Below are 23,940 nucleotides of genomic sequence, written 5' to 3'. Positions count from 1 at the left end.
ACATGCTCGTACAGCGGATCGCCAGCCGCATAGGCGCCCATGGCGTCCGAGAGCACCAGGCGGTGCTTACCGTCCGAATGTTCGAAGTGGTAGCTGATGCCCCATTCCTGGCACAGGCGGGCAAGGAAGGCGAAGTCGCTCTCGTTGAACTGGGTCTGGTAGTCGCGCACGGGGTAGTGCTCGATCAGGCGTTTGTCCACGGGGAAGGCGTAGCCGCCCAGGAGTTCGTCCAGGATCTGGACGACGCTGAGGTTCTGGAAGATCCTGCAGTCGGTGCGCAGGGTGGCCAGGTGCAGCCAGGGACGCAGGGTGAGCTTGTACTGGGCGTGGCGCCCTTCCTCGCCCCACAGGGCTGCGTCGGTGATCAGGGCGTTGAGTTGGCGGGGGGAAGAGCCATCGAGCTCGATCTTGCAGCTGATCTCCTGGCCGATGAAGGCATCCAGGTCGAAGTCAGCGCCAGAAGAGACGCCGGACAGAGCCAGGGCATCCGGGGTCTTGAGAAGCAGTTCGTAGGCAAAGAGGCTGTTGACCCCTTCATGCCCCGACAGCCGCACAGGCGCCAGTGCGGCCTGACCAAGAACAACAGGGATCGCAGCAGAAGAAACGGACAGCGTGCGCGGCATCGACGACTTCCTTGGGAGGAAAACAGGTCGCGCAGTTTGCGAGTCGCCTCGCGATCACACTGATAACAATCGTCAAACTCCACGCACCGCGTTCACCATGCGTGAGATTTTTCTCAGAGCGTCCCGGGCTTCGCTGCCGCTGCCGCATGCCCCTGAATCAGCGCCATCTCCACATTGGCGGCTTGCACCACCGCGATCTCCTCATAGCCCCTGCGAATCTGTTGTCCCACGCGCAAGGCGTTCCCGCCCATGCCGAACCCCACCGACACGATGACAGAAAGCACGTTGAGCAACCCGTCCGTGGCTGCCGTTCCTATGATGTCTTCTCCGAGGATGATGAGCATCGCCAAGCCCATAAGGCCCAGCCCCACCCACCACATGCGATGGAAAAGGGCCCAGAACGCCCCGAAGAAAAACCCCGGCCAGCTCCAGCCGTCCTTGATGGCCTGCACACTGCCGAGGGGGTCCTTGAATATCTTGTAGGTCTTCATTGCGTGACTGCCTTCCCGATAGAGATCGTTGTTGTCGGATGTGGGCTCTCGCCCCGTCCTCTCTCCGACGCGCAACGCACACCGCGCAAAGCCGTTCGCAAGAACGCCTTCGACGACAACAGCCTTCACCCGGAAAGAGGTCGCGCAGTGTGGAAGCCACCACGCGTTTGCATTGACAACAATGGTCGCCCGCCGCGACGTGTCTTCAGATACCCGCGCAAAGCGAGTGATTTGTCATGGGCGCGGCCTGCGCGGGCCGTGCCTCAGCGCGAAGCGCTCGACGCCTTCAGCGCCTCCACCTGCGCCGCATACGCCTTCTCGATGCGCTGCAGCCGCTGCTCCCGCGCCGCATCGTTGACCCACGCCGCCGACAACGCGCGCTGGCGCCCCAGCTGGTATTCCAGCTTGGCCTCCGGCAGCAGCGCGCTGTCGTCCGCCGCGACGTAGCCGTACGCCGCGCGCAGGTTCTTCAGCACCTCGCGCTCGGCGTCGGCGCGTGGACCCTTGCCCTTGCCGTAGCCGACCAGGAAGGCCTGCAGCTTCGCCTGGAACTCGGGCGGGTAGTCGCGGCGCACCACCATCGGCGCGCCGGGCGGCGGCTCGGATTCCCAGATCACCTGCAGCCGCGCGGCCTCGACCGGAAACTGCTGGCGGAAGCGCTCGAAGTCGGTGGTGTTGTTGGTGGCCACGTCGGCGTCGCCGTTGGCCACGGCCAGCGCGGTGGCCTGGTGGGTGCCGACGAACTCGCTGCGAAAGCGGGTTTCCATCTCGATCTGGTTGGGCAGGAAGAGCTGGCTCTGCGGCACGATGAAGCCGGTGACCGAGCGGCTGTCGCCGCGCGCGAGCCGCCAGCGTTCGGGCTGGGCCAGCAGGCCTTCGAGCGTGTTGAGCGGTCCGGTCTTGCGCGCCAGCAGCACGGCGCGGTGCTCGGGCATGCCGTCGCGCCGCGCGATCTGCGCCACCACCTTCATGCGCCGCTGCATGACGGCGTCGAGCGCCATCTTGGCCGAGAGAAAGGCCATGTCGATCTCGTCGCGGCCGATGGCGCGGTCGAGCTCTTCGTACGACGGCACCGAGTACGCGCTGACGGGCAGGCCCAGCGCACGGCTCATGTCGGCCATGAGCGGCGTCCACAAGGCGCGCGACTCGACGGTGCCGCCCAGCGGCAACACGCCGAAGCGCACTTCCTTGATCACCGGCGTGCCCTTGGCGGCGGGCGTCGGCGCGGGCTGCGCGCCCGCCGGCCATGGCGCCATCAGCGACGACGACAGGGCCATCGCAAGCAGGGTCCGGCGGTTCAAGGGCTCACATCCTTCAATACGGCGAGCTGCTCGGCGTAGCCGCTCTCCAGGCGCTGCAGCCGCGCCTGGCGCGCCGCGTCGTTGACCCATTGCGCGGTCTTCGCGTTCTGCATGGCGAGCTGGTAGGCCAGCTTGGCGGCGGGCAGCAGCGAGCTGTTGTCGGCGGCCACGAAGCCCGCTAGGTCGTGCAGCGACTTGAGCACCACGCGCTCGGCGTCGCCGCGCGCTCCCTTGCCGCGGCCATACGCGACCAGGAAGGCCTGCACGCGCAGGCGCAGCTCAGGCGGGTACTCGCGGCGCACGACGATCTGCGCGTGCGGGATCAGCTCCGACTCCCACAGCACCTGCAGCCGCTGCGCCTCGGCCGGGAAGCGCAGCTTGAAGCGCTCGAAGTCGGCCGAGTTGTTGGTGGCCACGTCGGCCTCGTTGTTGGCCACGGCCAGCGCGTTGGCCTGGTGGGTGCCAACCACCTCGCTCAGGAAGCGCGTCTCCATGACGATGTGGTTCGGCAGGAAGAACTGCAGCTGCGGCACGATGAAGCCCGACACCGACTGCCGCTCGCCGCGCGCCAGCCGCCAGCGCTCGGGCTGGTCGACGAGGTCTTTCAGCGTGTTGAAGGGCGGCGCCTTGCGCGTGAGCAGCAGCCCGCGGTAGCCGGGCAGGCCGTCGTGCCGCACGACCTGGGCCACGACCTTCATGCGCTTCTGGCTCACGGCGTCGAGCGCCATCTTTCCCGACAGGAACGCCATGTCGACTTCGCCGCGCTGGATGGCCTGCTCCAGCGCTTCGTACGAATTGACCGAGAGCACGCTCACCGGCCGCTGGATGGCGCGGCTGAGTTCGGCCAGCAGCGGGTCCCAGTCGCTGCGCGACTCGAAGGCCCCGCCCAGCGGCAGGATGCCGAAGCGCACCGGCGCGTCCGCGGCGGACGCCGAGGCCTGCGCCGCCGCCAGCAGCGGCAGCAGCAAGAGCCCCACGGCCAGCGCCAGGGCCGCACGGCGGCCGGTGCTGATGAAACTGCCGAAACGACGCAAGAAGGCCTGCATGAAAGGAGCGGAAGACACGGGGCCCGCGGCGAGCCGGCGGGGTCTAACATGGGCGACGCGGACGCCATTACATCCCAAATGCGAGTCTTTCTCGTGATGTTTTTCCGGTCTTCCCTGTTCGGGGCCGTGGCCCTAAGCTCGCGCCCCATGCGTTCAAGGCCTTCATGAACTGGAACTTCCGCCTCCTGCGCGGGCTGGCCCGCCTCACCTTCGCCCAGCAGCTGATCCTGCTGGCGCTGGTGCCGGCCACGGCGGCCACGCTGGTGGCCATCGCGGTGCTCACGCGCCAGCACCTGGGCAACCTCACCGAGCTGATGCGCGCCAACGCGCAGACGGTGGCGCTGCAGGTGGCCACGGTGGCGCAGGCCCCGCTGGCGCGCATGGACCGCCGCGCGCTGGCGCGCACCGCGCAGACGGGCACCTACCAGCCGCACGTGCAGCAGGTGCAGATCTGGACGGAAGACGGCGAGATCGTCGCCAACTCCGAAACCGTCGACCGCCGGCGCGGCGAGGGCCTGCAGGTGGTGGTTCCGATCGTCAGCGACGACGGCCGGCACAACGGCAAGGTGATGGTCGAGATCGGTTTGGACGCGGTGCAGAGCGCGCGCCGCTCGGTCTGGCTCAACGTGGCGCTGGTGCTGGCCATGAGCCTGCTGGGCGTGGGGCTGGCGGGCTGGTGGGCGGCGCGCCGCATCAGCGAGCCGATCCGCGCGCTGGGCGAGGCGGTCGACCGGCTCGGCGCAGGCGAGGCCGCCAGCGTGGCGATCGAAGGCACCTCCGAAGTGCGCCATCTGCAGCATGGCTTCAACCAGGCGGCGCGCGCGCTCGCCGAAAGCCACCGGCTGCTGCAAAGCCGCATCAACGAGGCCACCGCCGAGCTGGCGCGCAAGAACCAGCTGCTCGAGGTGGCCAGCCAGGCCAAGACGCGGCTGCTGGCCGCCGCCAGCCACGACCTGCGCCAGCCGCTGCATGCGCTCACGCTGTTCTCCGACGGGCTGGCCAACGGCGAGACCGACCCGGTGAAGCTGCAACGCATCGGCCACATCCGCGAGTGCGTGGATTCGCTCGACCGGCTGTTCTCGGAGCTGCTGAACCTGTCGCAGCTCGACGCCGGCGTGCTGCAGCCGCAGTGGGCCGACTTTCCGCTGGACCGGCTGTTCGACGAGATCAGCCGCAACTTCCGCCCCGTGGCCGAGCAGCAGGGCCTGCGGCTGGTGGTGCGCAAGACCGAGCTGTGGGTGCGCTGCGACTACGTGATGCTCTCGCGCATCCTCAACAACCTGGTGTCGAACTCGCTGCGCCACACGGTCGAGGGCGGCGTGCTGATCGGCGCGCGCGCCCGCGGCAAGGGCGTGCGCATCGACGTGGTCGACACCGGCGTGGGCATTGCCGCGCACCACCAGGCGCGGGTGTTCGAGGAGTTCTACCAGGTCGAGCCGGCCAACCGCAGCAACGCACCCGGCGGCGCGCGCGGCATGGGCCTGGGGCTGGCCACGGTGCAGCGGCTGGCCGAGCTGCTGAACACGCGCGTCGAGCTCAGCTCGCGCCTGAACAAGGGCACCTGCGTGCGCGTGCAGGTGCGCGCGGCGCCCGTCGCTTTGCCGGCGCCGGTGGCGCAGGCCCCCGCGGCGGCCACCGCCGACGACGACAACCACGGCGACAGCCTGGCGGACCTGCGCATCCTGGTCATCGACGACGAGCGCACGATCCTCGAAGGCCTGAGCGTGGTGCTGTCCAACTGGGGCGCCACGGTGCTGGCCGCGCAGACGCGCGCCGAGGCACTGGCGCTGGCCGACCACTGGGACACGCCGCCCGACGTGGTGGTGAGCGACCTGCTGCTGCAGGGCGGCGACAACGGCCTCGATGTGATCGCCGCGCTCGAGCGCCACCCGAACGGCATCGGTGCCGGCACCGCGCGCCTGCTGGTCACCGGCGAGACCAAGCCCGACCGGCTGCGCGAGGTGGCCGCCGCCGGCATCGCCGTGCTCTACAAGCCGGTGTCGCCGCGCGTGCTGCGCCAGGCGATCCAGGCGCAGCGCGCGGCCGCGCTGGTGATTGCGGCGGGCCTCTGACACGGTACCTTCCCGGTAGGCGCCGGGTAGTCCGTCGGACATAGACCAAGCAGCCGCCGCGGTGTGATCTTCCTCACACGCGCAGGCCCTCGCGCATGCGGGCATAAGCCCTCCGCCTTATCGCGGGAAACAGGGCGCGTCCTTACATTGGACCATTGCCTCTCGCTGCACAAAGCAGTCCATGTCCGTCGCTGTGAACCTCCCCATTCCGCTTTTCTCCGGAAGAGTGCACCGTGCTGTCCACGCGCTGCTGGCCTTCGGCCTCGTGCTGTGCCTGGCCGCCGCGCCGCGCGTGGCATCGGCGGCCACGCTGACGGTGCTCGTCGGCGACGACCAGGCCGCGTCGGCCGAGTTCGTGCAGCAATTGCGCACCGGCCAGTCGGCCTCCGGCAAGTTCGAACTCGTGCGCATCGGACCGGGCGCCCCGGCCGCGGAGCCGGCCAGCGCCGACACCGAGCCCGCCGCCAACACCGGCGTGCGCACGCGCAGCCTGCGCACCGCGAGCGACGCGGGCCTCACCGTGGCGGTCGGCACCGCCGCTGCGCGCGCCGCCCTCGAACGGCCCGGCGCCGAGCCGCTGGTGCTGGCGATGCTGAGCCGGCTCGACTACGAGACCCTGAAGACCGCCAGCCCCGCCGCCCTGCGGCGCGGCGACCGGCGCGTGGGCGTGCTGCTGCGCGACCCGGCCATGGCCGACCAGCTCGCGCTGGTGAACGCCGTGCTGCCGCAGAAGCGCCGCCTGGGCGTCATCGCCACGCCCGAATCCGAACCGCTGGTGCGCGAGTTGCAGCGCGCCGCGCAGAACGCCAACCCGGCCTGGGACCTGCAGGTCGAGATCGCGCCCGACGCCCGCTCGCTGGCCACCGCGCTGCGCGCGCTGGTGCCGCGCAGCGACGCCCTCATGGTGCTGCCCGACCTCATCGGCGACAGCCAGGCCGCCACGCTCTCGGTGCTGCATGCCGGCGCCGGCGCGGGCCTGCCGGTGTTCGGCGCCAGCGAGGGCCTGGTGCGCTCGGGCGGCCTGGCGGCGGCGGTCTCCACGCCCGGCCAGCTGGCCCAGCAAGCGCGCCAGCTCGGACAGAAAGTGGCCAGCGCCGGCAGCACCGGCAGCAACAGCAGCCCGCTGGTGGAGGCGGCCACGCCGGCCACCGTGCGGATCAACGCGACCGTGGCACGCGGGCTCGGCCTGCGTCCGCCGGAGGAACGGGAGCTCACCGAACGACTCGCAGCCCCGCGATGAGCACCACGCCGGTCCCCCCAGGCCCGCTGTCCCGCCCGACGGCGGCGGGCGCGGCCACGGCGACCGAATCGCCACCGCCCCCTCCACCACCGGCCGCCACTTCGCTGGTGGTGCGCGGCAACCTGCAGCGCGATCTGTTCCGTCTGGGCGTCGTGCCCTGCGCGGCGGTGGCGCTGGCGCTCACCGGCTGGTTCACGCACAACCGGCTGCAGACGCTCGAAGCCGCCTTCGACGCCGAAGGCCAGGCCGTCGCCCGGCAGGTGGCGGCGATGTCCGACCTGAGCCTGTACGCGGGCGACCTGCCGGCGCTGCAGAACGTGGCCTCGGCGGCGTTGCGCGGCGGACAGGTGACGCGGGTGGAGATCAGCAACAGCGCCGGCGTGTACGTCACGGCCGGGCCCAAGAACGAATCGCTCGCGCAGCTGCGCATGTTCAGCGCGCCGGTCACCTTGCGCGAAGCCTCGCGCGCCAGCGCCTTCGCGCCGGCCGGCTCCACCGCGGCGGGCGACACGCCCATCGGGCTGGTGCAGACCTTCCGCGACACCACCGCCTACACGCACGAGCGCAGCCGCTCGCTCATCGCCGGCATCGGCATCGCGCTGGTCGCGCTGCTGGCGGCGTGGGCCTCGGTGCGCCACATGGCGCGCACGGTGGCGCGCCCGCTGCGGCGCGTGTCGCGCACCGTGGCGGCGCTGGAGGCCGGCCACTTCGAGGTGCGCTGCGACGTGGTCGAAGGCGGCACGCGCGGCACGCACGAGTTGGCCGTGCTCGCGCACGACATCGACCGCCTCGCCGAGCGCCTGCAATACAACCGCCAGGTGAGCGAGGAGCGCGTGCGCGAAGCCACCGCCGTCGCGCTGCAGCGCATGGCCGAGGCCGAGCAGGCCGCCCTGTCGCGCGCGCGCTTCCTGGCCGCCGCAAGCCATGACCTGCGCCAGCCGCTGCACGCCATGGGTCTGTTCATCGACGGCCTGCTGCCCAGCGCCACCGAGGCCCAGCGCCCGGCCGTGCTGCGGCTGCAGGAGAGCACCGGCTTCATGGGCGTGCTGCTGGACGATCTGCTGGAAATCTCGCGCCTGGACGCGCAGGTGCTCACGCCCGCCATCACGCGCGTCTCGCTGGCCGCGCTGTTCGACCAGCTCGACGCACAGCACGCCCCCGCCGCGAGCGCCGCGCAGGTGCGGCTGCACTGGCGCGACCGCGGCCTGGCGGTGCGCAGCGACGCGGCGATGGTGCAGCGCATCGTCGGCAACCTGGTGGCCAACGCGCTGCGCCACGCGCCCGAAGGCGGCACCGTGCTGGTGGCCGCGCGGCGCAGCCGGGCCGGCGTGCGCATCGAGGTGCGCGACAACGGCGTGGGCATCGCGCCCATCCATCAGGGCCGCATCTTCGAAGAGTTCTACCAGGTGGCCAACACCGAGCGCGACCGCCGCCGCGGCTTCGGCCTGGGGCTGGCGATCTGCGCGCGCATCGCCACTTTGCTGGGCACCCGCATCACCGTGCGCTCGGCGCTGCAGGCCGGCAGCACCTTCGCGTTCACGCTGCCGCCCGCACGCAAGGCCGACGTCGCGCCGCCCGAGCCCGCCCCGGTCGCGCCCGCGCCGCTGGCGGGCCTGCGCTGCCTCGTGGTCGATGACGACCCCGCCATCCTCGACGGCACCCACGCGCTGCTCACGCAATGGGGGTGCGAAGTCGAATGCGTCACGACCGGCGCCGAGGCCCTCGCGCGGCTGGGCACCGGCGACATCGTCTACGACGCCGTGCTGTGCGACCTGCAGCTGGCCGGCGACGCCGACGGCGTGGAAGTGATCGATGCCGCCCGCCGCCTGCAGCCCGGCGCGCTCGCCGTTCTGGTGTCGGGCGCCACCGGGCCCGAGGTGCTGCAGCGGCTGCGCCACGGCGGCGTGACGCTGTTGACCAAACCGGTGGCGCCGGCCAAGCTGCGCGCACTACTCACCACGCGGCGCCATGCGCCCGGCGCCTGACCACTCATGCCCACCGCCATCGACCTGAAAGACGTCCGCCCCTTTGTCGCCACGCCCTGCCACGGCGGCGCGGTCGGCACCGAGTGCGCGCGCAGCCTGCTCGGCCTGGTGAACCTCGCGTGGACCCACGGCTTCGCGATGCAGACGCGCTTTCTCGACGGCGACAGCCTCATCACGCGCGCGCGCAACCGGCTGGCCGCCGAGTTCCTGGCCGACACGCGCTGGACGCACCTGTTCTGGATCGACGCCGACATCGGCTTCGAGCCCGAGGCCGCGCTGCGGCTGCTGGGCGCGGGCCGCGACGTGGTGGCCGGCGTGTACCCGCACAAGAGCGACGGCTGGCCCGAAGGCGGCCTGCGCGCGCCGCTGCCGGCCGGCACCACGCGCGCCGACTTCGAGGCGCTGCATGCGGCGTTTCCGGTCAACGTGAACGATGCGGGCGCGCGCGTGGACGCCGACGGTTTCCTTGAAGTGCTGGACGCGCCCACCGGCTTCATGCTGATCGCGCGCCGCGTGCTCGAGCAGATGGCGCAGGCGCTGCCCGAGCTGCGCTACACGCCCGACCGCATGGACGACCCGGTCGCCGCGGCGCGGCCGCACTACCGCTTCTTCGACGTGTTCGCCGAACCGGGCAACGGGCGCTACCTCAGCGAGGACTACGGCTTCTGCCGGCGCTGGCAATCGATCGGCGGGCGCGTGCATGTCGACACGCGCTCGCGGCTGTCGCACCAGGGATTGCGCACCTACCGCGGCGACTTCGCGAGAACGCTGGGGCTGGGCGGCTGAGCCGCTTGCAGGTCGGGCGGCAAGGTGCGGCGGTCGTAGTCGCGGTCGGCCTCGATGCGACTCAGTTGCAGCCCCGGCCCTTCTTGCGCGAGGTAGTCGTAGCCGATAGCCTGGAACTGCCGCGCCGGATCGAGCCGCGTGTACAGGTCGCGCCGCGCCACGCGGTCCGCATGCCGGATGCTCTTCAGGTGGTAGAGCCGGTAGCGGCTGTAGAACATCGGGCCGTGGCGCTGCGCGTCGTCGGGCAGCCACGGGCCGTGCAGTTCCGAGCTCGATTCAAACGAGATCTGCTGCGGCAACCGGAACAGCCGCGCGCGCGACTTGCGGCCCCATGGCCCGTCGCTGCGCCAGGCGTCGGGCGAATTCCAGAGCTCACACGACACGAGCGACAGGCTCGCGAGCTGGTTGTCCGGCAGCGAATCGACGGTGGCGTGCAGGTGGCGCAGGAACAGCTGCTCGTAGCGCTCGTCGGCATCGCACACCAGCACCCAGCCCGCGCCGTGGCGGCGCGCCGCTTCGAGCAGGCGGCGCTTGTTCTCGTTCTCGCGCCAGACGTGCGTGGCGTCATCGCTCGGCGGGTTCGACAGCAGCTCCAGCAGCATCGGCTCGCGCCGCAGGATGTCGGCGGTGCCGTCGGTCGAACCGTCGTCGAGCGCGACGATGCCGTCCACATGGCCGCGCAGGTGGTCGAGGCAGCCCGGCAGACAGCGCGCCTCGTTGCGCAGCTGCAGCACGCAGACGATGCGCAGCCGCGAGGTGAGACGCGGTGCGATCGGTGGGGGCGCGCACCGCGGGCAATGAAAAGCGCTGGGCTCGTGGTGCAGCAGGCGTGCGCAGACTTCGCACTGGCGGCGCGAGCCCATCGGCACCACGGGTGCGGCGGCCGGCCAGCCCGGCGCTTCGGCGGACCACGCGCGGGCGCTGTCGTCGCGTGCGATGCGGTCGAAGTCACGACCCCAGCCGGCATCGCCCGCGCGCGCCTCGTGCGGCGTGCATTTGATCCAGTCGACGTCGCGGTCGAACTGCTCGCCGCCCGTGCGCGTTTCATCCGACAGGTGCAGCAGGTGCGCGCCCGGGCAGGCCAGCAGCTGCCAGTCCGCCATCTCCAGGCGCACGCGCAGGTTGTCGTCGTCGCCGCCCCATTCTTCGAAGGATTCGTCGTAGCCGTGCACGGCCTCGAAGGCCTCGCGCGCGCAGCACAGCGAGCCGTAGAAGGTCTGCAGCAGCAGCTCGGGCGGCACCTGGCGTGCGAAGACGGTCTCGAGGGTGTCCGTGAGTTCGTCGAAGCGCGCAAAGCCGACGCGGCCGACCGCCACGCCGCGCGCGTGCCCCATCGCCGCCTGCAGCAACAGGGCCGGCGCATCGCCGGCGTAGGCGGACTCGGGCGAGTGGACCAGCACGAAGCGCCCCGCGCTGCGGCGCACACCGGCGTTGATGGCCTTGCAGGGCGGGCGCCATGCATGCGTGACGTCGTTGACGAGCACCTTCCAGCGGATCTGCGGAAAGCGTTCGACCAGCGCCAGCACACCCGCCTCCTCGCCGGGCTCGTCGAGCGCGATCACCACCTCGATGCCGGGCCGCGCCCAATACCCCGCATTCATCGGCAGCACGCGCTCGAAGTCGGCAAGCTTGCGGTAGAAAGGCAACACGACGCTGAGCCACGGACGGTTCGTGTCAGCCTCTCGACCTTCCGACGCCATGATGTTCACTGCATCGCTCCTTCAGCGATGACGCACCGGAGATGCCCATGCAAGGCTGCTACATCAACCTCGAGCGAAGCACCGAGCGTCGCGCCGCGATGGACGCGCAGCTGCAGCGGCTCGGGCTGACGCAGGTGCACCGCCTGGCCGCCATCGATGCGCAGACGCTCGCGGCCAGCAGCGCGGCGATCACGCCCGGCGAGCGCGCCTGCTTCCTCTCGCACACCGAAGCCCTCGCGCGCGCGAACCCCGACGAAGCGCTGCTGGTGCTCGAAGACGACGCACAGCTCAGCGAGGCCCTGCCGACCGTGCTGCGCAGCGGCGCGCTCGCGCAACTGGAAGCGGAAGGCTGCGACATCGCGTTCCTCGAGTGCCAGCCCGTGACCTCGACGCAGCACCTGCTCGCGCTCTGGCACAGCCTGCAGCGGCGCCTGCCGCCGCAAGGAAGTGGTGCGCCGCGCCATGCGCTGTCGGGCATCGACTTTCTCGACGCGCGCACGCTCTACAACTGGGGCGCGGTCGCCTACGTCGTCACGCCGAAGGGCCTGCGCGTGCTGCCCGCGTTGCTGCAGGAAGCGCTCGCGCACGGGCCATTGCAGCCCTACGACCTGACGCTGGGCGGCTTCCTGCGCGACGGCCGCCTGCAAGGCGTGGTGCTCTCGCCCTTCCTCGCCACGCCGGCATGGGGCAGCCATGCCGACAGCACCCTCGGCAGCCCTTCGGAATCGGCCGCGCACGACGTGCTCGGCGGTGCGTTGCGGCGCCTGTTCTTCGCAGGGCCGCTCGACGGCCTCGAGGCCCATGTCGCGCCGTGGCGTCACGCCCCGCTCACCGACGACCCGCAGCTGCGGCTGCTCGCGGACCTGATGGCGCAGCTCTTCGTGCTCACGGCCCGCGATCACGCGCCGCGCTGACACCTTCTCAGAAATCCGAACAGCCGTTGCGCCGCTCGGTGTTCACGCAGCTCAGCAGGTTGGGCCGCGAGCGCACGCGCGACCATTCGCGCGCCAGCACGTCGGCGCCCTGCTGCGCGCGGTCGCCGTCCAACGGCCCGGTGGCCAGGCAGATCGGCGCCTGGCCGATGTTCCGGTCGTACAGGTACGAGGTCAGCGGCTCGCGCACCACGTCCACCGAAGGCAAGAGCGGCAGGCCGCTCACGCGCAGCTGGCCCGGCACCACGCGCACGGCGTAGCCCTCGGCCGAGGTGAAGCTGCCGTTGATCGGGTACAGGCCCGGCGGGCTGCCCGGCAGCGCCGGCGAGAACATCGAGCCGCTGAAGCCCGCCCCGGTGTCGCCCAGGATCAGGCCGGTGATGCTGTAGATGAAGAACGGGTTGGGCGCGCCCACGGTGCGCGACGCGTCGGCGATCACGATGGTCGCGGTCGGCTGCTGCGCGTAGATGAAGTGGTTGTCGCCCGGCGTCACGCTCACGGTGCACAGGCCCAGGTAGGCGCAGTGATAGAAGTTGGGCAGCGGGCCCGAGCCGGCCAGGCCGCCGCGCGTTTCGCCCACCCAGGTGTCGGCCCACACGCGCCACAGCGCGCCCGAGATGCCATGGCCGCCCGGGTTCTGGAAGCGCGCCGCCGCCACGAGGTCGGTGCCGTTGCTGCTGCTGACCGGCGCGCCCAGCGTGAGGTCGCCGCTCAGCGTGCGCACGAACACGGTGTTGGCGGCCATCGAATCGGCCGACGTGACCTGCGGCAGGTTGCCCGCCGCATCGAAGCCCGTGACCGACACCGGCCCGATCGTGACCGCGTTCGCGTCCACGTAGGCAAAGCCGCCCGCCGCGCCGCCGCCCACCGTGGCCACGTCGTTGCCCGGGTTGCGCAGATCGACGCTGCCGTTGCGCGAGCGCGCGAGCAGCGTGCCCGCCGTGATCGTGCCCGCACCCGACTGGCTCACGTTGCCGCCCGACAGCAGCCCCAGCGTCGCGGCCGAGACCGGCGCGTTGAGCGCGATGCCGCCGCCACCGCCTTCGTTCTGCAGGGTGAGCGCGCCCGAGGTCGTGAGCGCGCCCGCCACCGTGACGGCGCCCGCGTGCGTGGTGCTGCCCGCGACGATGGTCGGCGCCGACAGCTGCGCGAACTCCGCGCCCGACACCGAGAAGCCGTTGACCGTCGGGCCGCCCAGCACGATGGGCGTGGCCGTGTCGTCCGACGCGACCATGTTGACATCGACCCCGCCCGGGCGCAGGTCGATGGTGCCGGCCGCGACCACCGGCGCCTCGATCACGATCGAATCGCCGCTGCCGTCGTTGCTCGCGCGCAGCAGCACGTTGCCGCTGCTGCGGATGCCGGGCAGCGCACCCGGCGCGGTCGGCGCGCCGCCGGCCTGCAGCACGACACCGCGCCCGCCGTTCTGCGAACGGCCCGTGACCTCGATGTTGCCCCCGCCCGTGGTGACGAGCTGCGCGCCGTTCTCCAGCCGCACGCCGCTGTCTTCGGTCACGCCCGGCGCCGACGGGTCGTTGTTGAAGTTGTAGCCGCGCACCGCGATGTTGCCGCTGCCGGTGGTGATGGAACTGCCGCCGTTGATGAGCACGCCGTGCGCCGCCGCGAAGGTCGACGAGGCCTGGCGCCGCGCCACGCCCTGCACCGTGACGTTGCCGCTGGTGGTGCTGATGGTGCTCGGCCCGATCTGGCCGCTGGTGATGACCACGCCGCTGTCCCAGGTGGTCGAGGTGCCGCGGATGTCCACGTTGCCGGTGGCGCTGGCAATGCGCGCGCCCTGCAGCAGCACGTCGCCGCCCTCGATGCGCACGTTGCCGCCCGCGCCCGCGTCGCTCTGGCCGACGCGCGTGTCGACCTGCACGTCCTGCGTGAGCACCACGGTGCCGGTGGGCGCACCGGGCTGGCCGCTGAGCAGCGACACGTTGCCGCCGTCGGTGATGACCTGCCCGCCGTTCAGGCGGATGAAGCCGCTGCCGGGCGTGCCCGTGCCCAGCGCGTTCATCGTCACGCTGCCGCCCTGCGTGAGGATGTTGCCCCCGAAGTCGATGAAGCCGCTGTTGCCCGAGGGCGTGCCGTCGGGGTTGACGCCCGCGTTCATCACCACGTTCAGGTCGTCGCCGCCGGTCGCGCGGATGGTGGTGCCGGGCGTGCGCGTCTGGATGCCGCTGGCGGCGTCCAGCTGCAGCGTGAGCGGGCCCTTGGAACCGGTGTAGTTGATGTCGACGTCGGCGTCGAGCGTGATGACACCGCCACCGCCCGTGCCGGTGCCCGTCGTGATCTTCACGCTGGTGCCGCCGTTCAGCGCGGTGTTGATGTCGCCGTCCTGGATGGTCGAGTTGGCGACCGCGTCGTAGGGGTTGGTCGGCAGCGTGCCCGCAGCCGTGCCGTGGGCGATGGTGAGGTCGAAGGGGTCGATGAACCACTGCCCCGCCGCGCCCACCGGTGCCGACGCGTCGACGCGCGCGCCGCGCAGGTCGAAGCGCCCGGCCGAGGTCTCGATGCGCCCGCCGTCGCCGCCGGCCACGCCGCCGCGCGCCGAGAGCTGGCCATGCGCGCGCAGCGACTCGGTCGCCACCACCTTGATGCTGCCGCCGTTGCCCGCGCCCGTGCCCGCGTTGGCTTCCAGGCGCGTGTTGCCGCCGAGGGCGATGGCGTTGGTGGCCGCGATGTCGATGCTGCCGCCGCCGGTCGCGCCGCTGGCGTCCAGGCGCGCCACCGCGGGCGAGCCGTCGGAATTCGTGGCGCCGTCGATGAGCACGTTGCGCCCTTGCACCGAGATGCTGCCGCCCTTGCCACTGTCGCTGGCCACCGAGGCCAGCGTGCCGACGCTGGTGCCCACGCCGGAGAAGGAGGTGACCATGCGCATCGAGATGTCGGTGCCCTGGGCGTCGATGGCGATGGTGCCGCCGCTGGTGCGCAGCGCAGTCGGACGGTCGCCATCGACGGTCACGGCCACGCCGTAGGTGGGCGTGGTGGACGGCGTGATGATGATGTCGGGGCTGCCGAGCGTGGCGCTGAAGCCTTCGCTGCCCGCGTGGCCGATCACGTCGATGTGCCGCCCCGCGCCGGCCGAGACCGCACCGCGGATGGCGACGCCGTTGCCGCCGCCGGCCGACATGTTCCCCGCCGCGAAGCCGGTGTCGGTGCGCAGGCCGTCGAGGTTGGCGCCCTGGCCTTCGATGCGCACGTCGCGCTCGCCGGCGACGGTGGCGTCGTCGATGACGACCGCCGTGCTGGTGCCCACCGCGGCGCCGCCGATGTTGGAAGTCCAGGTCGGGCCCTGGCCCTTGATGCCGATGTCGCCCACCGACTTCAGCACCGCGCCACTGCCGATGGCGACACCGCTGCGCCCGTAACCCGCGAGGCCGTCGAGCTGCAGGCCGCCGGCGCCCGCTTCAACCGTGCCGCCCGTGATCGACACGCCGTTGCTGCCGCGGAAGATGAAGTCGCTGTTGTTCTGGTCGTCGATCCAGGTGCGGCCCTGGCCGCGCATCGCCACGCGGCCTTCGCCGCCGGTGGTGACCTGGCTGCCGGCGAGCGTCACGCCGTCGCGCCACACGAAGTCGCCGGTGTCGCCGCCGAGCGGGACGATGCCGCCGATGGCGCGGCCGTTCTGCGCGTCGCCCTGGCCGAAGAAGCGCACGTCGCCGCCGTTGGCCGCGATGGTCGCGCCGGTCAGCACGATGGCGCCGGCATAGTCGGTCTCCGCAGAAGGGTTGCCGCTGCTGTTGTTGATGTTCTTCGCGTTGGTGGCGACGCGGCCGGTCGCGTCGGCGTTGAAGTCGACGTGCAGCGCGCCTTGCTGCGATGTGATGGCCGAGCCCTCGTTCATCACGATGCTGCCGGCCGAATCGACGCGCAGCCGCGCCGTGCCGCCCTCGCTCTTGACGACCTGCACACCGGGCGCAAAGGTCACGCCCGCGCCGAGGCCGGTGCGCCCGCTCGCCAGCGTCACGTCGGTGCCGCGGCCCAGCGTGTCGCCGATGCTGCCGGCACTCACGGTGCCACCGGTGAAGGCCGGCAGTTTGCTGTCATACGCCGGCACGTTGGCGGCCTCGACGATGCCCAGGTCGGACTGCTTCGCGTTCACCGTCCAGCTGCCGTTGGCACCGCCCTGCGCGCCGCCGCCCGAGTCGACGCGCACGGCCTGCACGCGCACCGCATCGGCCTCGTTCGAGATCGCGCCGCCCTTGCCGGCGCCCGCGCCGCGCGCGGTCATCTCGCCGTAGGCCTGCAGCCGCGACTCGCGCTCGGGCGCCGGATCGGCTTCGCCCACCAGGGTCTGGCCCTGGGCGCTGGCCGTGGTGACGGTGCCGCCGGCGCCGCCCGTGGTGGCGTCGGCGCGCAGCACCGAGGTAGACGACAGCGCCACGTCGTAGCCACGCACCGACACGCTGCCGCCGCCGGCCTGCCCGCTGGCGTCGATCACCGCGCGCTGGTCGCCGCCGCCCGTGCCTTCGATGCGCACCTGCCCCGCCGCGATGCGGATGGTGCCGCCGTGCTGCCCCGCGCCCATGCCGGTGGCGTCGAGCGTGCCGCCGTTCATCTCGATGCGGTTGTTGCTGCCGGCGCCGAGCACGATCTCGCCGTTGACGTTCTCCAGCGTGCGCGCGCGCACCGTGCCCGACTGGTTCACCACCAGCTCGCCCGCCGTGGTGGAACTGCCGATGAGCATCACGCGCCCGCCGTCGGCCTGCAAGGTGGCGCCCGCGGCGTTCACCACCTTGGCGCTGGTGGCGGCCATGGCCTCGGCCGCGACCACGAGGTTGGTGAGTCCGTCGTTGCCCAGGTCGAAGCTGATCCTGCGGCCCGAGGCCAGCGCCACGGTGCTGTGGTCGGCGACGATGCGGCCGGTGTTGGTCACCTCGGCGCCCATCAGCACCACGGGGCCGCCCACGGCGGTGAGCACACCGGCGTTGCTCACCACCTTGGCGTTGGCGTCGTCGCGCAGGAAATCGAGCTTGGTGCTGGCAGCAGTGAGGAAGTCGTTGTCGGTGGTGTTCAGTGCCAGCGTGGACGCCACGAGACCGCCCACGTTGACCGTCGCGCCCTGGCTGAACACCACGCCGCTCGGGTTGACGAGGAACACGCGCCCGTTGGCCGTGAGCTGGCCGGCGATGGTCGAGAGCTCGCCGCCCGTCACGCGGTTGAGCAGGATGCTGGACGCGCCCATCGACTGACTGATGTTGACCGCGTCCTTGGCACCGATGGAGAAGCTGTTCCAGTTGATGATCGCGCGCAGCGACGACTGCGAGATGCCCAGCGCCTGTCCGCCCACACTGGTGGCCGACGTGGTGGTGCCCACGGTCACGCCGCCCTGCGTGGTGTAGCCGTTCGGGCCGAAGCTCGGCAGGATGGTTTGTGCCAGCGCCGGGGCCAGGCCCATGCAGGCAATCGAAAGCGCCAGCGGGCGCAGCGGATGCCGGGGTTGGAAGGGGGTGCGGGGCTTCATGGTCAGAACGCCTTCTGCAGCTGCACGTACAGCCGCGGGTTGCGCCCGCCGCCGTCGGTCTGCGCGGGCGGTGTGCCGGCGCGCCAGGCGAGCGTGGCGTTGATCGAGAAGTTGCCCGGGCGCGACCAGCTCAGGCCGATGCCGTAGCCGCGCAGGCTGTGGGAGTTCTCGCCGTCGAAGGGCGAGGGATGGCGCGCGATTTTTCCGCGTGCCGCGTCGTAGAACAGGTAGGGCGTGATCTCGTCGGTGGCTGCCCAGCGGTATTCGAAGGTGCCGATCAGGCCCTGGTCCACCAGCAGTTCGCCCGAGGGGTAGGCGCGCACCGCGCGCGCGCCGCCGAGCGCGAGCTTTTCCGAGGCATCGAGGTTCTTGCTGGCCCACTGCCCGCCGACCGAGAAGTACAGTGAGTGGCGCGGCACGATGGCCTGCAGCCGCGACACCTGGAAGCTCAGCTTGGTGAAGCCGCCTTCGGTGTGGCGCCCGCCGAACTGCTGGTCGGACTGGAAGCTCTGTGCGTCGCGGATCGACAGGTCGCCGTGGTACAGCGTGCCCGAGCTGGCCCAGTAGCCGCCGCCCAGCACCTCGTCGCGCCGCTCCCAGGCCCAGCCGATGCCGAAGCCCTGCACGCGTTTCTTGGCCGTGAAGTCGACGCCGCGCAGCTCGTCGGTGAGGTCCTTCACGTCGGCCGTGAAGCGCAGGAACAGGTTCTGCTGGCGCTGGCGGATCAGCGGGTAGTTGAGCGACACGTCGAGCACGTCGGCGCGGCCGCGCGCGTCGAGGTCGACGAACTTGCCGCCCAGGTCGTAGCTCACGCGCGAGATGCCGATGCCCGCGCGCAGGCCGCTGGTGCCCAGCGGCGCCTCGTAGGCCACGCGGCCGTACTGCAGCGCGTTGCTGTTGGACAGCAGCAGGCGCGCATCGAGGTTGTCGCCGATGCCGAAGGGGCTGAGCCAGCGCGCCGTGCCGCCCACGCGGTAGCGCCCTGCCTCCTTGGTGCCGTGGTTATCGGCTTCGGCCGAGAAGGCCCAGCGCGCGCCGGCCTCGACCTCCACCGACAGGTCGGTGGTGCCGGCCTGCGCGCCTTCCTGCAGGCTGGACGACACCTTGAGGCCGGGCTGGTCCGACAGCAGCAGCATGGCGCGCTCGTAGGCCGGCGCGTTCACCGCCTCGCCCGGCTGCAGCGCCGCCAGGAAGCCGCGCACGCGCGCCTCGCTGATCGGCGCCTCGGGCGCGACCAGCACGTCGACCTTGCCGAGCCGGCCTTCGATGATGCTGATCTCGACGATGCCGTCACGCACGGTCTGCACCGGCACCACCGCCTGCGCGAGGAAGTAGCCGCGTTCCTTGTAGCGCGTGGTGATGGCCTGCGCGAGCCCTTCGAGGTCGCCGAGCGTGACGTCGCGGCCGATGTAGGGCGCGGTGATGGTCTGCAGCTCTTCGTTGCTCAGCGCCTTCACGCCGTTCAGGCGCAGGTCGGTGAGCTTGAAGCTGCCCGCGGAGGCGCGCTGTGGCGGCGCGGGCAGGGTTTGCGGGGCGACGGCGCCGGTGGCCTGCGCGACGGGGCGGTCGCAGCTGCCGCACGGGTCCTTGGTGGGCAACAGCGTGGTGGCTTCCTGCGCCTGGGCGCGGGGCATGGCGACCCACAGCGTGGCGCCGACGAGTGCCATGGCGGCGAGAGCGACCGGCGTGGGCCGTGGACGAAGGCGGATCGCAGGGGCCATGGCAGTGCTTCTTTGCAGGAGGGAGCGTGGCGAAGACATGGTCAGCTTCCCACGGTGAGGCGCCAGTTGCCGATGAGGTTGAACGGCGCCCAGAAGAAGGGGTGGGACATCTTGGGGTCCTTCAGCACGGCCAGTTGTCCGGCCTGCATGGCCTTTTGGATGTCGCGGCCCTTGGCGAGCTCGCCGTAGAGCGTGCCCATGAGCACGGCGGTGGCGTCGTCCGACACGGGCCACAGCGAGGCGATGAGGCTGGAGCTGCCGGCCGAGAGGAACGAGCGCGTGAAGCCCAGCACCTCGTCGCCCTGCGCGATGCGCCCCAGGCCCGACTCGCAGGCCGACAGCGTGACCAGCGCCGTGCCGTCCATCGGCAGCGCGAGGATCTCGTGCGCCTCGAGAAAGTTCTGCTTGCCGCCTTCGTTGGCCAGCAGGATGCGCGAGTACAGCGGATCGACCTCGTCGGCCTCGGCGTGCGCCGCCACGTGCATCAGCGGCGAGCGCGAGGCCACGTCGCGGAACTGCGTCTTGGTGGCGGCCGCGCCCATGTACACCGTGTTGCGCGGGAACAGCTGCGCGAGCTGCTTCACTTCGGTCTCGGCGCCCGGCAGGTCGTACTTGTCCTCGATGCGCGGATTGCCGAAGGCCGTGAGCGACGCGTTCACGCGCGGCGTGCGCTGCGCCAGCTGCACCGCGATGCTGATCGACGGCGCCACCGACACCGGGTGCGTCTCGATGAGGTAGCGCCCGTCCAGGCGCAGCGCCTGGAACGGCAGGTAGTGCAGCGGCCCGTGCGGCACCACCACCACGCGCTGGCCCGGCGCCAGGCCCAGCGGGCCGAGCAGCGCGGCGCCGAGCTTGTCGGCGTTCGTGATGGCCGCGCGGCGGCCGCGCACGATCGAATTGCGGAAGGTCTCGACGAGTTCAGTGAGCTCCTCGCGCTTCACCGCGATGCGCTTTTCGACAATGCTGTCCGGCCCCACGACCCAGACCATGAGACGGTCGGGCAGCGCGTGGTACTGCACCACGCGCTCGTCGGCCGCCAGCGTGCGCTGCAGCGCGGCCACGCCGACCGTGCCGGCCGACGATTCGCTGAGCTTGGCGCGCCCGCGCACCGCGTCGAGCAGCGCGCGCGAGCGGCTGTGCTCGCTGACCTCGAAGGCGCGCTGCGGATCGCCCGCCTCGCTGTACACCGCCACGCCGCGCTCGAACACCGACTGCAGGTCGGAGAACAGGCCCATCTTCACTTCTTCGCTGCGAAAGCGCGCGCGCACCTGGTCGACGTCGGCCAGCGCGCGGCCCGCCGCCTCGGCCGCGGCCTGCTTCTGGCCCAGCGCGAGTTCGCTGCGCGCCACGCCGTCCCAGGCCCAGAGCCGGTAGTAGGCAGTGTCGGTGCCGACCTGGCGCGTGGTGAGCGCACGGTACTTGTCGCGTGCCTCGGCCGGCTTGTTCTCGGCCAGCAGCAGGCGGGCGCGCGTACGTTCGAGCTGTGCGGCCAGCGGCGCTTCGCGCGGCTCGGCCATGTCGCCGAGCACCTGGCGTGCGCGTGCCGCGTCACCCGATTCGATGAGCGCGTTGACCAGCGAGGCCTGCACCAGCGGCGCGTAGCGCGGCGAGCTGTTGGCCAGCGCCTCGTCGTAGCTGAGCACCGCGCCGGCGAAGTCGCCGCGCCGCGTGCGCACGTCGCCGATCACCTTCTGCACCGGGCCGACCACCAGCTTGGGGTCGCGCGCGGTGTGGCGCAGCGCTTCGCGCGCGAACTCCTCGGCCTTCTCGAGCTGGCCCGAGTAGCTGTAGACGATCGCCAGGTCGCGGTTGGCCACGGCGCGCAGGTTCGGGTCGCTGGTGGCGTTGGCCAGGTGCAGCGCCTTGCTCGCGGCGCGCACGCTCTGGCGGAACTCGCCCGCCTCGGCCAATGCGACCGCCTGGCTGCAGTATTGATAGCCCGAGAGCTTGACCGCGTCCTGGCCGTAGAGCACCGCGCCTTCGCTGGTCAGGGCCAGCAGCGTGTCGGTGTCGGCCAGCCGCGCCTGCGCCATCCGGTCGGCCGCGGCCTCGGCATTCGGGCCGCCCGCCACAGCAGCGGGAGTCGCAGGTGGTGGCGCCGGACGTTGTGCCAGCGCCGAAGGACCGCCGGGGCCCAGAAGCAGCACACCCACCAGGCCGACCGCACCGGCAAGACCGGCACGGCGACGCGCCGGATGCGCACATCCCCATCTCGAAAACCACGCCATTGAACCCCCTCGACCCATGCACTCGCTGCCGCGAACGCTCGACGCCGCGGGAGTGCGCGCCGTTCAGGCCTCGTGGGAAAGTCTAGGAGCGGGTGTTCACCTCGCCTATTCGCAATACGGTCTAGCGCAAATGGCGTAGAGCCTGCTCACGCTATGCGGGCACGCTGTCGATGTTGAGTCGGTCCCAGTGCCGATGCTTCGCGATCGCTGCAATGAAGTCGTGCGCGATCTGCGTCGCCGCCGTGGCGTCGCCCAGGTTCGTGACAGGCGTTTCGGCCACCACCACGCCGGCCGGCGCCTCGCCCTCGGCCGTGACGCCGAGTGTCGCCAGCAGTTGCACGCCCTCGCCCACCGCGCAGATCGCCTTGCAGTGCTTGTAGGCCTCGAGCACGAAGTGCACGGCATCGCCCTGCGCCGCGAGCGCGGCGGCACCCTCGGCACCGGCGGGCACGAGCACGGCGTCGAACAGCACCGAGGCGGTGTTCGTGAAGGTCATGTCGACGTCGATCTGGCGCTTCGAAGCACTGGCCACGGTGCCGAGCTTCGGGCCCACCACCTTGCACAGCACGCCCACCTGCTCGAGCGCGTCGCGGATGGGCTTCAGCGAGGCCGAGTCGACGCCGTCGGCCACGAGGATCGCGACCTTGCGCGTGCGCACCACGCCGTCGGCGCTGCCGTCGCTCATGCGCAGCGCGGGCGACTCGTCGATGGGCAACTCGATGCGGTGTTCGCGAAAGCCCGAGTACCCTGCGGCCGCTTTCGCGTCGGGCTCGCCGATGCCCAGCGGCTCGGCCACGCGGCGTGCGAGTTTCTCGTCCACGTGCGCAAGGTTGTCGACCATGCGCTGGCGGATCGCGGGCACTTCGAGCTTCGAGAGTTCGAAGCGAAAGGCCGCGACGATGTGCTCCTTCTCGGCCATGCTCTGGCTGTTGAAGAACAGGCGCGCCTGCGTGAAGTGGTCGTCGAACGACGGGCTGCGGCGCCGCACCTTCGGCGACTCGATCTCTTCGGGGAACGACTGAAAGCCGTGGCTGCCGCCGTCCACGCGGAACTCGGTGCCGCTGCCCAACGTGTTGGGCTCGTAGGCGACCTGGCCGCGCGCGATGGTCTGGCGGTGCATGCCGTCGCGCTGCATGTTGTGGAACGGGCACACGGCCTTGTTGATCGGCAGCTCGTGGAAGTTGGCGCCGCCCAGGCGCGAGATCTGCGTGTCGGTGTAGCTGAACAGGCGCCCCTGCAGCAGCGGGTCGTTGCTGAAGTCGATGCCCGGCACGACGTGGCCCGGGTGGAAGGCCACCTGCTCGGTCTCGGCAAAGAAGTTGTCGGGGTTGCGGTTGAGCACCAGCTTGCCGATGCGCTGCACGGGCACCATCTCTTCGGGGATCAGCTTGGTCGGGTCGAGCAGGTCGAAGCCCAGCGATTCGGCCTTGTCGGGCGCGATGAGCTGCACGCCGAGTTCCCACTCGGGGAAGTGGCCCTGCTCGATGGCTTCCCAGAGGTCGCGGCGGTGGAAGTCGGGGTCCTTGCCGGCGATCTTCTGCGCCTCGTCCCACACGAGGCCGTGCACGCCGAGCTTGGGCTTCCAGTGGAACTTCACGAAGTGGCTCTCGCCGCGCGCATTGACGAAGCGGAAGGTGTGGACGCCGAAGCCTTCCATCATGCGCAGGCTGCGCGGAATGGCGCGGTCGCTCATGGCCCACATCAGCATGTGGGTGCTCTCGGGCATGAGCGAGGCGAAGTCCCAGAAGGTGTCGTGCGCGCTCGCGGCCTGCGGCATCTCGTGGTGCGGCTCGGGCTTCACGGCGTGGATGAGGTCGGGGAACTTCATCGCGTCCTGGATGAAGAACACGGGGATGTTGTTGCCCACGAGGTCGTAGTTGCCCTCGCGCGTGTAGAACTTGACGGCGAAGCCGCGCACGTCGCGCACGGTGTCGGCCGAGCCGCGCGAGCCGGCCACGGTGGAAAAGCGCACGAACACGGGCGTCTTGGCATCCGGGTCCTGCAGGAAGTCGGCGCAGGTGTACTGCGACATCGACTGGTAGACCTGGAAGTAGCCGTGCGCCGCCGAGCCGCGCGCGTGCACGGCGCGCTCGGGAATGCGCTCGTGGTCGAAGTGCGTGATCTTCTCGCGCAGGATGAAGTCTTCGAGCAGCGTCGGCCCGCGCACGCCCGCCTTGAGCGAGTTGTGGTTGTCGGGAACCTGCAGGCCCTGGTTGGTCGTCAGGTGCGTGGGGTGCTCGGTGGTGAAACCCTCGAGCTGCAACTGCTTGGCGTTGGCGCCGTCACCGGTCTTGGCGGTGCTGGCGCGGCGGCCTGCGGCGGCCTTGTTCTGGGGGGACATCGGG

The 23,940-nt window shown here is 71.2% G+C and carries 14 protein-coding genes; 5 read left to right on the top strand and 9 right to left on the bottom strand.

Translation table 11 applies throughout. The features are described from left to right. From AC1RL8_RS28985 to phnD (AC1RL8_RS28970), 4 genes are all read right to left on the bottom strand, one after another. Positions 1 to 623, bottom strand: a 623-nt coding sequence (locus AC1RL8_RS28985; RefSeq protein ID WP_492687362.1) for a type VI secretion system Vgr family protein, incomplete at its 3' end; no start/stop codon positions are given. Between the two features lie 113 nt (positions 624 to 736). Continuing rightward, positions 737 to 1,114, bottom strand: coding sequence for a DUF2628 domain-containing protein (locus tag AC1RL8_RS28980; protein WP_492687363.1), 378 nt, complete (start codon positions 1,112 to 1,114; stop codon positions 737 to 739). 263 nt (positions 1,115 to 1,377) lie between these two features. Then, the gene (phnD, locus tag AC1RL8_RS28975) at positions 1,378 to 2,391 is read right to left on the bottom strand and encodes a phosphate/phosphite/phosphonate ABC transporter substrate-binding protein (protein WP_492687384.1); all 1,014 of its coding nucleotides are present in this window, start codon (positions 2,389 to 2,391) and stop codon (positions 1,378 to 1,380) included. 20 nt (positions 2,392 to 2,411) lie between these two features. Beyond that, a complete protein-coding gene (gene phnD / locus AC1RL8_RS28970) occupies positions 2,412 to 3,461 on the bottom strand; it encodes a phosphate/phosphite/phosphonate ABC transporter substrate-binding protein (protein WP_492687385.1) in 1,050 nt (349 codons plus the stop codon). A 164-nt stretch (positions 3,462 to 3,625) separates the two neighbouring features. Here phnD (AC1RL8_RS28970) and AC1RL8_RS28965 point away from each other — a divergent pair, with 164 nt between their 5' ends. The 4 genes from AC1RL8_RS28965 (at position 3,626) to AC1RL8_RS28950 (ending at position 9,544) form a co-directional block, all read left to right on the top strand. Continuing rightward, a complete protein-coding gene (locus AC1RL8_RS28965; protein WP_492687364.1) occupies positions 3,626 to 5,533 on the top strand; it encodes an ATP-binding response regulator in 1,908 nt (635 codons plus the stop codon). A 226-nt stretch (positions 5,534 to 5,759) separates the two neighbouring features. After that, complete coding sequence (locus AC1RL8_RS28960) at positions 5,760 to 6,773, top strand: ABC transporter substrate binding protein (protein WP_492687365.1); 1,014 nt, start codon at positions 5,760 to 5,762, stop codon at positions 6,771 to 6,773. Next, positions 6,770 to 8,758, top strand: coding sequence for a hybrid sensor histidine kinase/response regulator (locus tag AC1RL8_RS28955; protein WP_492687366.1), 1,989 nt, complete (start codon positions 6,770 to 6,772; stop codon positions 8,756 to 8,758). Before AC1RL8_RS28960 ends, AC1RL8_RS28955 begins: the two co-directional genes overlap by 4 nt. A gap of 6 nt (positions 8,759 to 8,764) precedes the next feature. After that, the gene (locus AC1RL8_RS28950; protein ID WP_492687367.1) at positions 8,765 to 9,544 is read left to right on the top strand and encodes a hypothetical protein; all 780 of its coding nucleotides are present in this window, start codon (positions 8,765 to 8,767) and stop codon (positions 9,542 to 9,544) included. On the opposite strand, the gene AC1RL8_RS28945 is transcribed toward AC1RL8_RS28950, so the two are convergent. Continuing rightward, on the bottom strand, positions 9,502 to 11,244 hold the full coding sequence (locus tag AC1RL8_RS28945) for a galactosyltransferase-related protein (protein WP_492687386.1): 1,743 nt from the start codon (positions 11,242 to 11,244) through the stop codon (positions 9,502 to 9,504). The two genes, AC1RL8_RS28950 and AC1RL8_RS28945, sit on opposite strands and share 43 nt — an antisense overlap. 47 nt (positions 11,245 to 11,291) lie before the next feature. Between AC1RL8_RS28945 and AC1RL8_RS28940 the strand changes: the two genes are divergently transcribed. Continuing rightward, positions 11,292 to 12,158: a glycosyltransferase family 25 protein gene (locus tag AC1RL8_RS28940; RefSeq protein ID WP_492687368.1), complete on the top strand. Its 867-nt coding sequence runs from the start codon at positions 11,292 to 11,294 to the stop codon at positions 12,156 to 12,158. Between the two features lie 7 nt (positions 12,159 to 12,165). Here AC1RL8_RS28940 and AC1RL8_RS28935 read toward each other — a convergent pair whose 3' ends face one another. From AC1RL8_RS28935 to AC1RL8_RS28920, 4 genes are all read right to left on the bottom strand, one after another. Further along, complete coding sequence (locus tag AC1RL8_RS28935; protein ID WP_492687369.1) at positions 12,166 to 17,646, bottom strand: two-partner secretion domain-containing protein; 5,481 nt, start codon at positions 17,644 to 17,646, stop codon at positions 12,166 to 12,168. 2 nt (positions 17,647 to 17,648) lie between these two features. Further along, positions 17,649 to 19,367: a ShlB/FhaC/HecB family hemolysin secretion/activation protein gene (locus tag AC1RL8_RS28930; protein ID WP_492687370.1), complete on the bottom strand. Its 1,719-nt coding sequence runs from the start codon at positions 19,365 to 19,367 to the stop codon at positions 17,649 to 17,651. Between the two features lie 41 nt (positions 19,368 to 19,408). Continuing rightward, entirely contained in the window at positions 19,409 to 21,520 is a 2,112-nt protein-coding gene (locus AC1RL8_RS28925; protein ID WP_492687371.1) for a CHAT domain-containing protein, read from the bottom strand. A gap of 226 nt (positions 21,521 to 21,746) precedes the next feature. Then, complete coding sequence (locus AC1RL8_RS28920) at positions 21,747 to 23,936, bottom strand: catalase (protein WP_492687372.1); 2,190 nt, start codon at positions 23,934 to 23,936, stop codon at positions 21,747 to 21,749. Between the last annotated feature and the right edge of the window lie 4 nt (positions 23,937 to 23,940).

This window comes from Variovorax sp. GW822-FHT04E09 (assembly GCF_058800845.1).
The sequence above is the reverse complement of the archived record's forward strand: the minus strand, read 5'-3'. Positions and strand labels throughout refer to the sequence as shown.

Bases quoted from the DNA above. Each gene is read 5' to 3' on its own strand.
- AC1RL8_RS28920 (WP_492687372.1), bottom strand. From the start codon at position 23,936: ATGTCCCCCCAGAACAAGGCCGCCGCAGGCCGCCGCGCCAGCACCGCC.
- phnD (WP_492687384.1), bottom strand. From the start codon at position 2,391: ATGGCCCTGTCGTCGTCGCTGATGGCGCCATGGCCGGCGGGCGCGCAG.
- phnD (WP_492687385.1), bottom strand. From the start codon at position 3,461: ATGCAGGCCTTCTTGCGTCGTTTCGGCAGTTTCATCAGCACCGGCCGC.
- AC1RL8_RS28930 (WP_492687370.1), bottom strand. From the start codon at position 19,367: ATGGCCCCTGCGATCCGCCTTCGTCCACGGCCCACGCCGGTCGCTCTC.
- AC1RL8_RS28950 (WP_492687367.1), top strand. From the start codon at position 8,765: ATGCCCACCGCCATCGACCTGAAAGACGTCCGCCCCTTTGTCGCCACG.
- AC1RL8_RS28965 (WP_492687364.1), top strand. From the start codon at position 3,626: ATGAACTGGAACTTCCGCCTCCTGCGCGGGCTGGCCCGCCTCACCTTC.
- AC1RL8_RS28935 (WP_492687369.1), bottom strand. From the start codon at position 17,646: ATGAAGCCCCGCACCCCCTTCCAACCCCGGCATCCGCTGCGCCCGCTG.
- AC1RL8_RS28940 (WP_492687368.1), top strand. From the start codon at position 11,292: ATGCAAGGCTGCTACATCAACCTCGAGCGAAGCACCGAGCGTCGCGCC.
- AC1RL8_RS28955 (WP_492687366.1), top strand. From the start codon at position 6,770: ATGAGCACCACGCCGGTCCCCCCAGGCCCGCTGTCCCGCCCGACGGCG.
- AC1RL8_RS28945 (WP_492687386.1), bottom strand. From the start codon at position 11,244: ATGGCGTCGGAAGGTCGAGAGGCTGACACGAACCGTCCGTGGCTCAGC.
- AC1RL8_RS28980 (WP_492687363.1), bottom strand. From the start codon at position 1,114: ATGAAGACCTACAAGATATTCAAGGACCCCCTCGGCAGTGTGCAGGCC.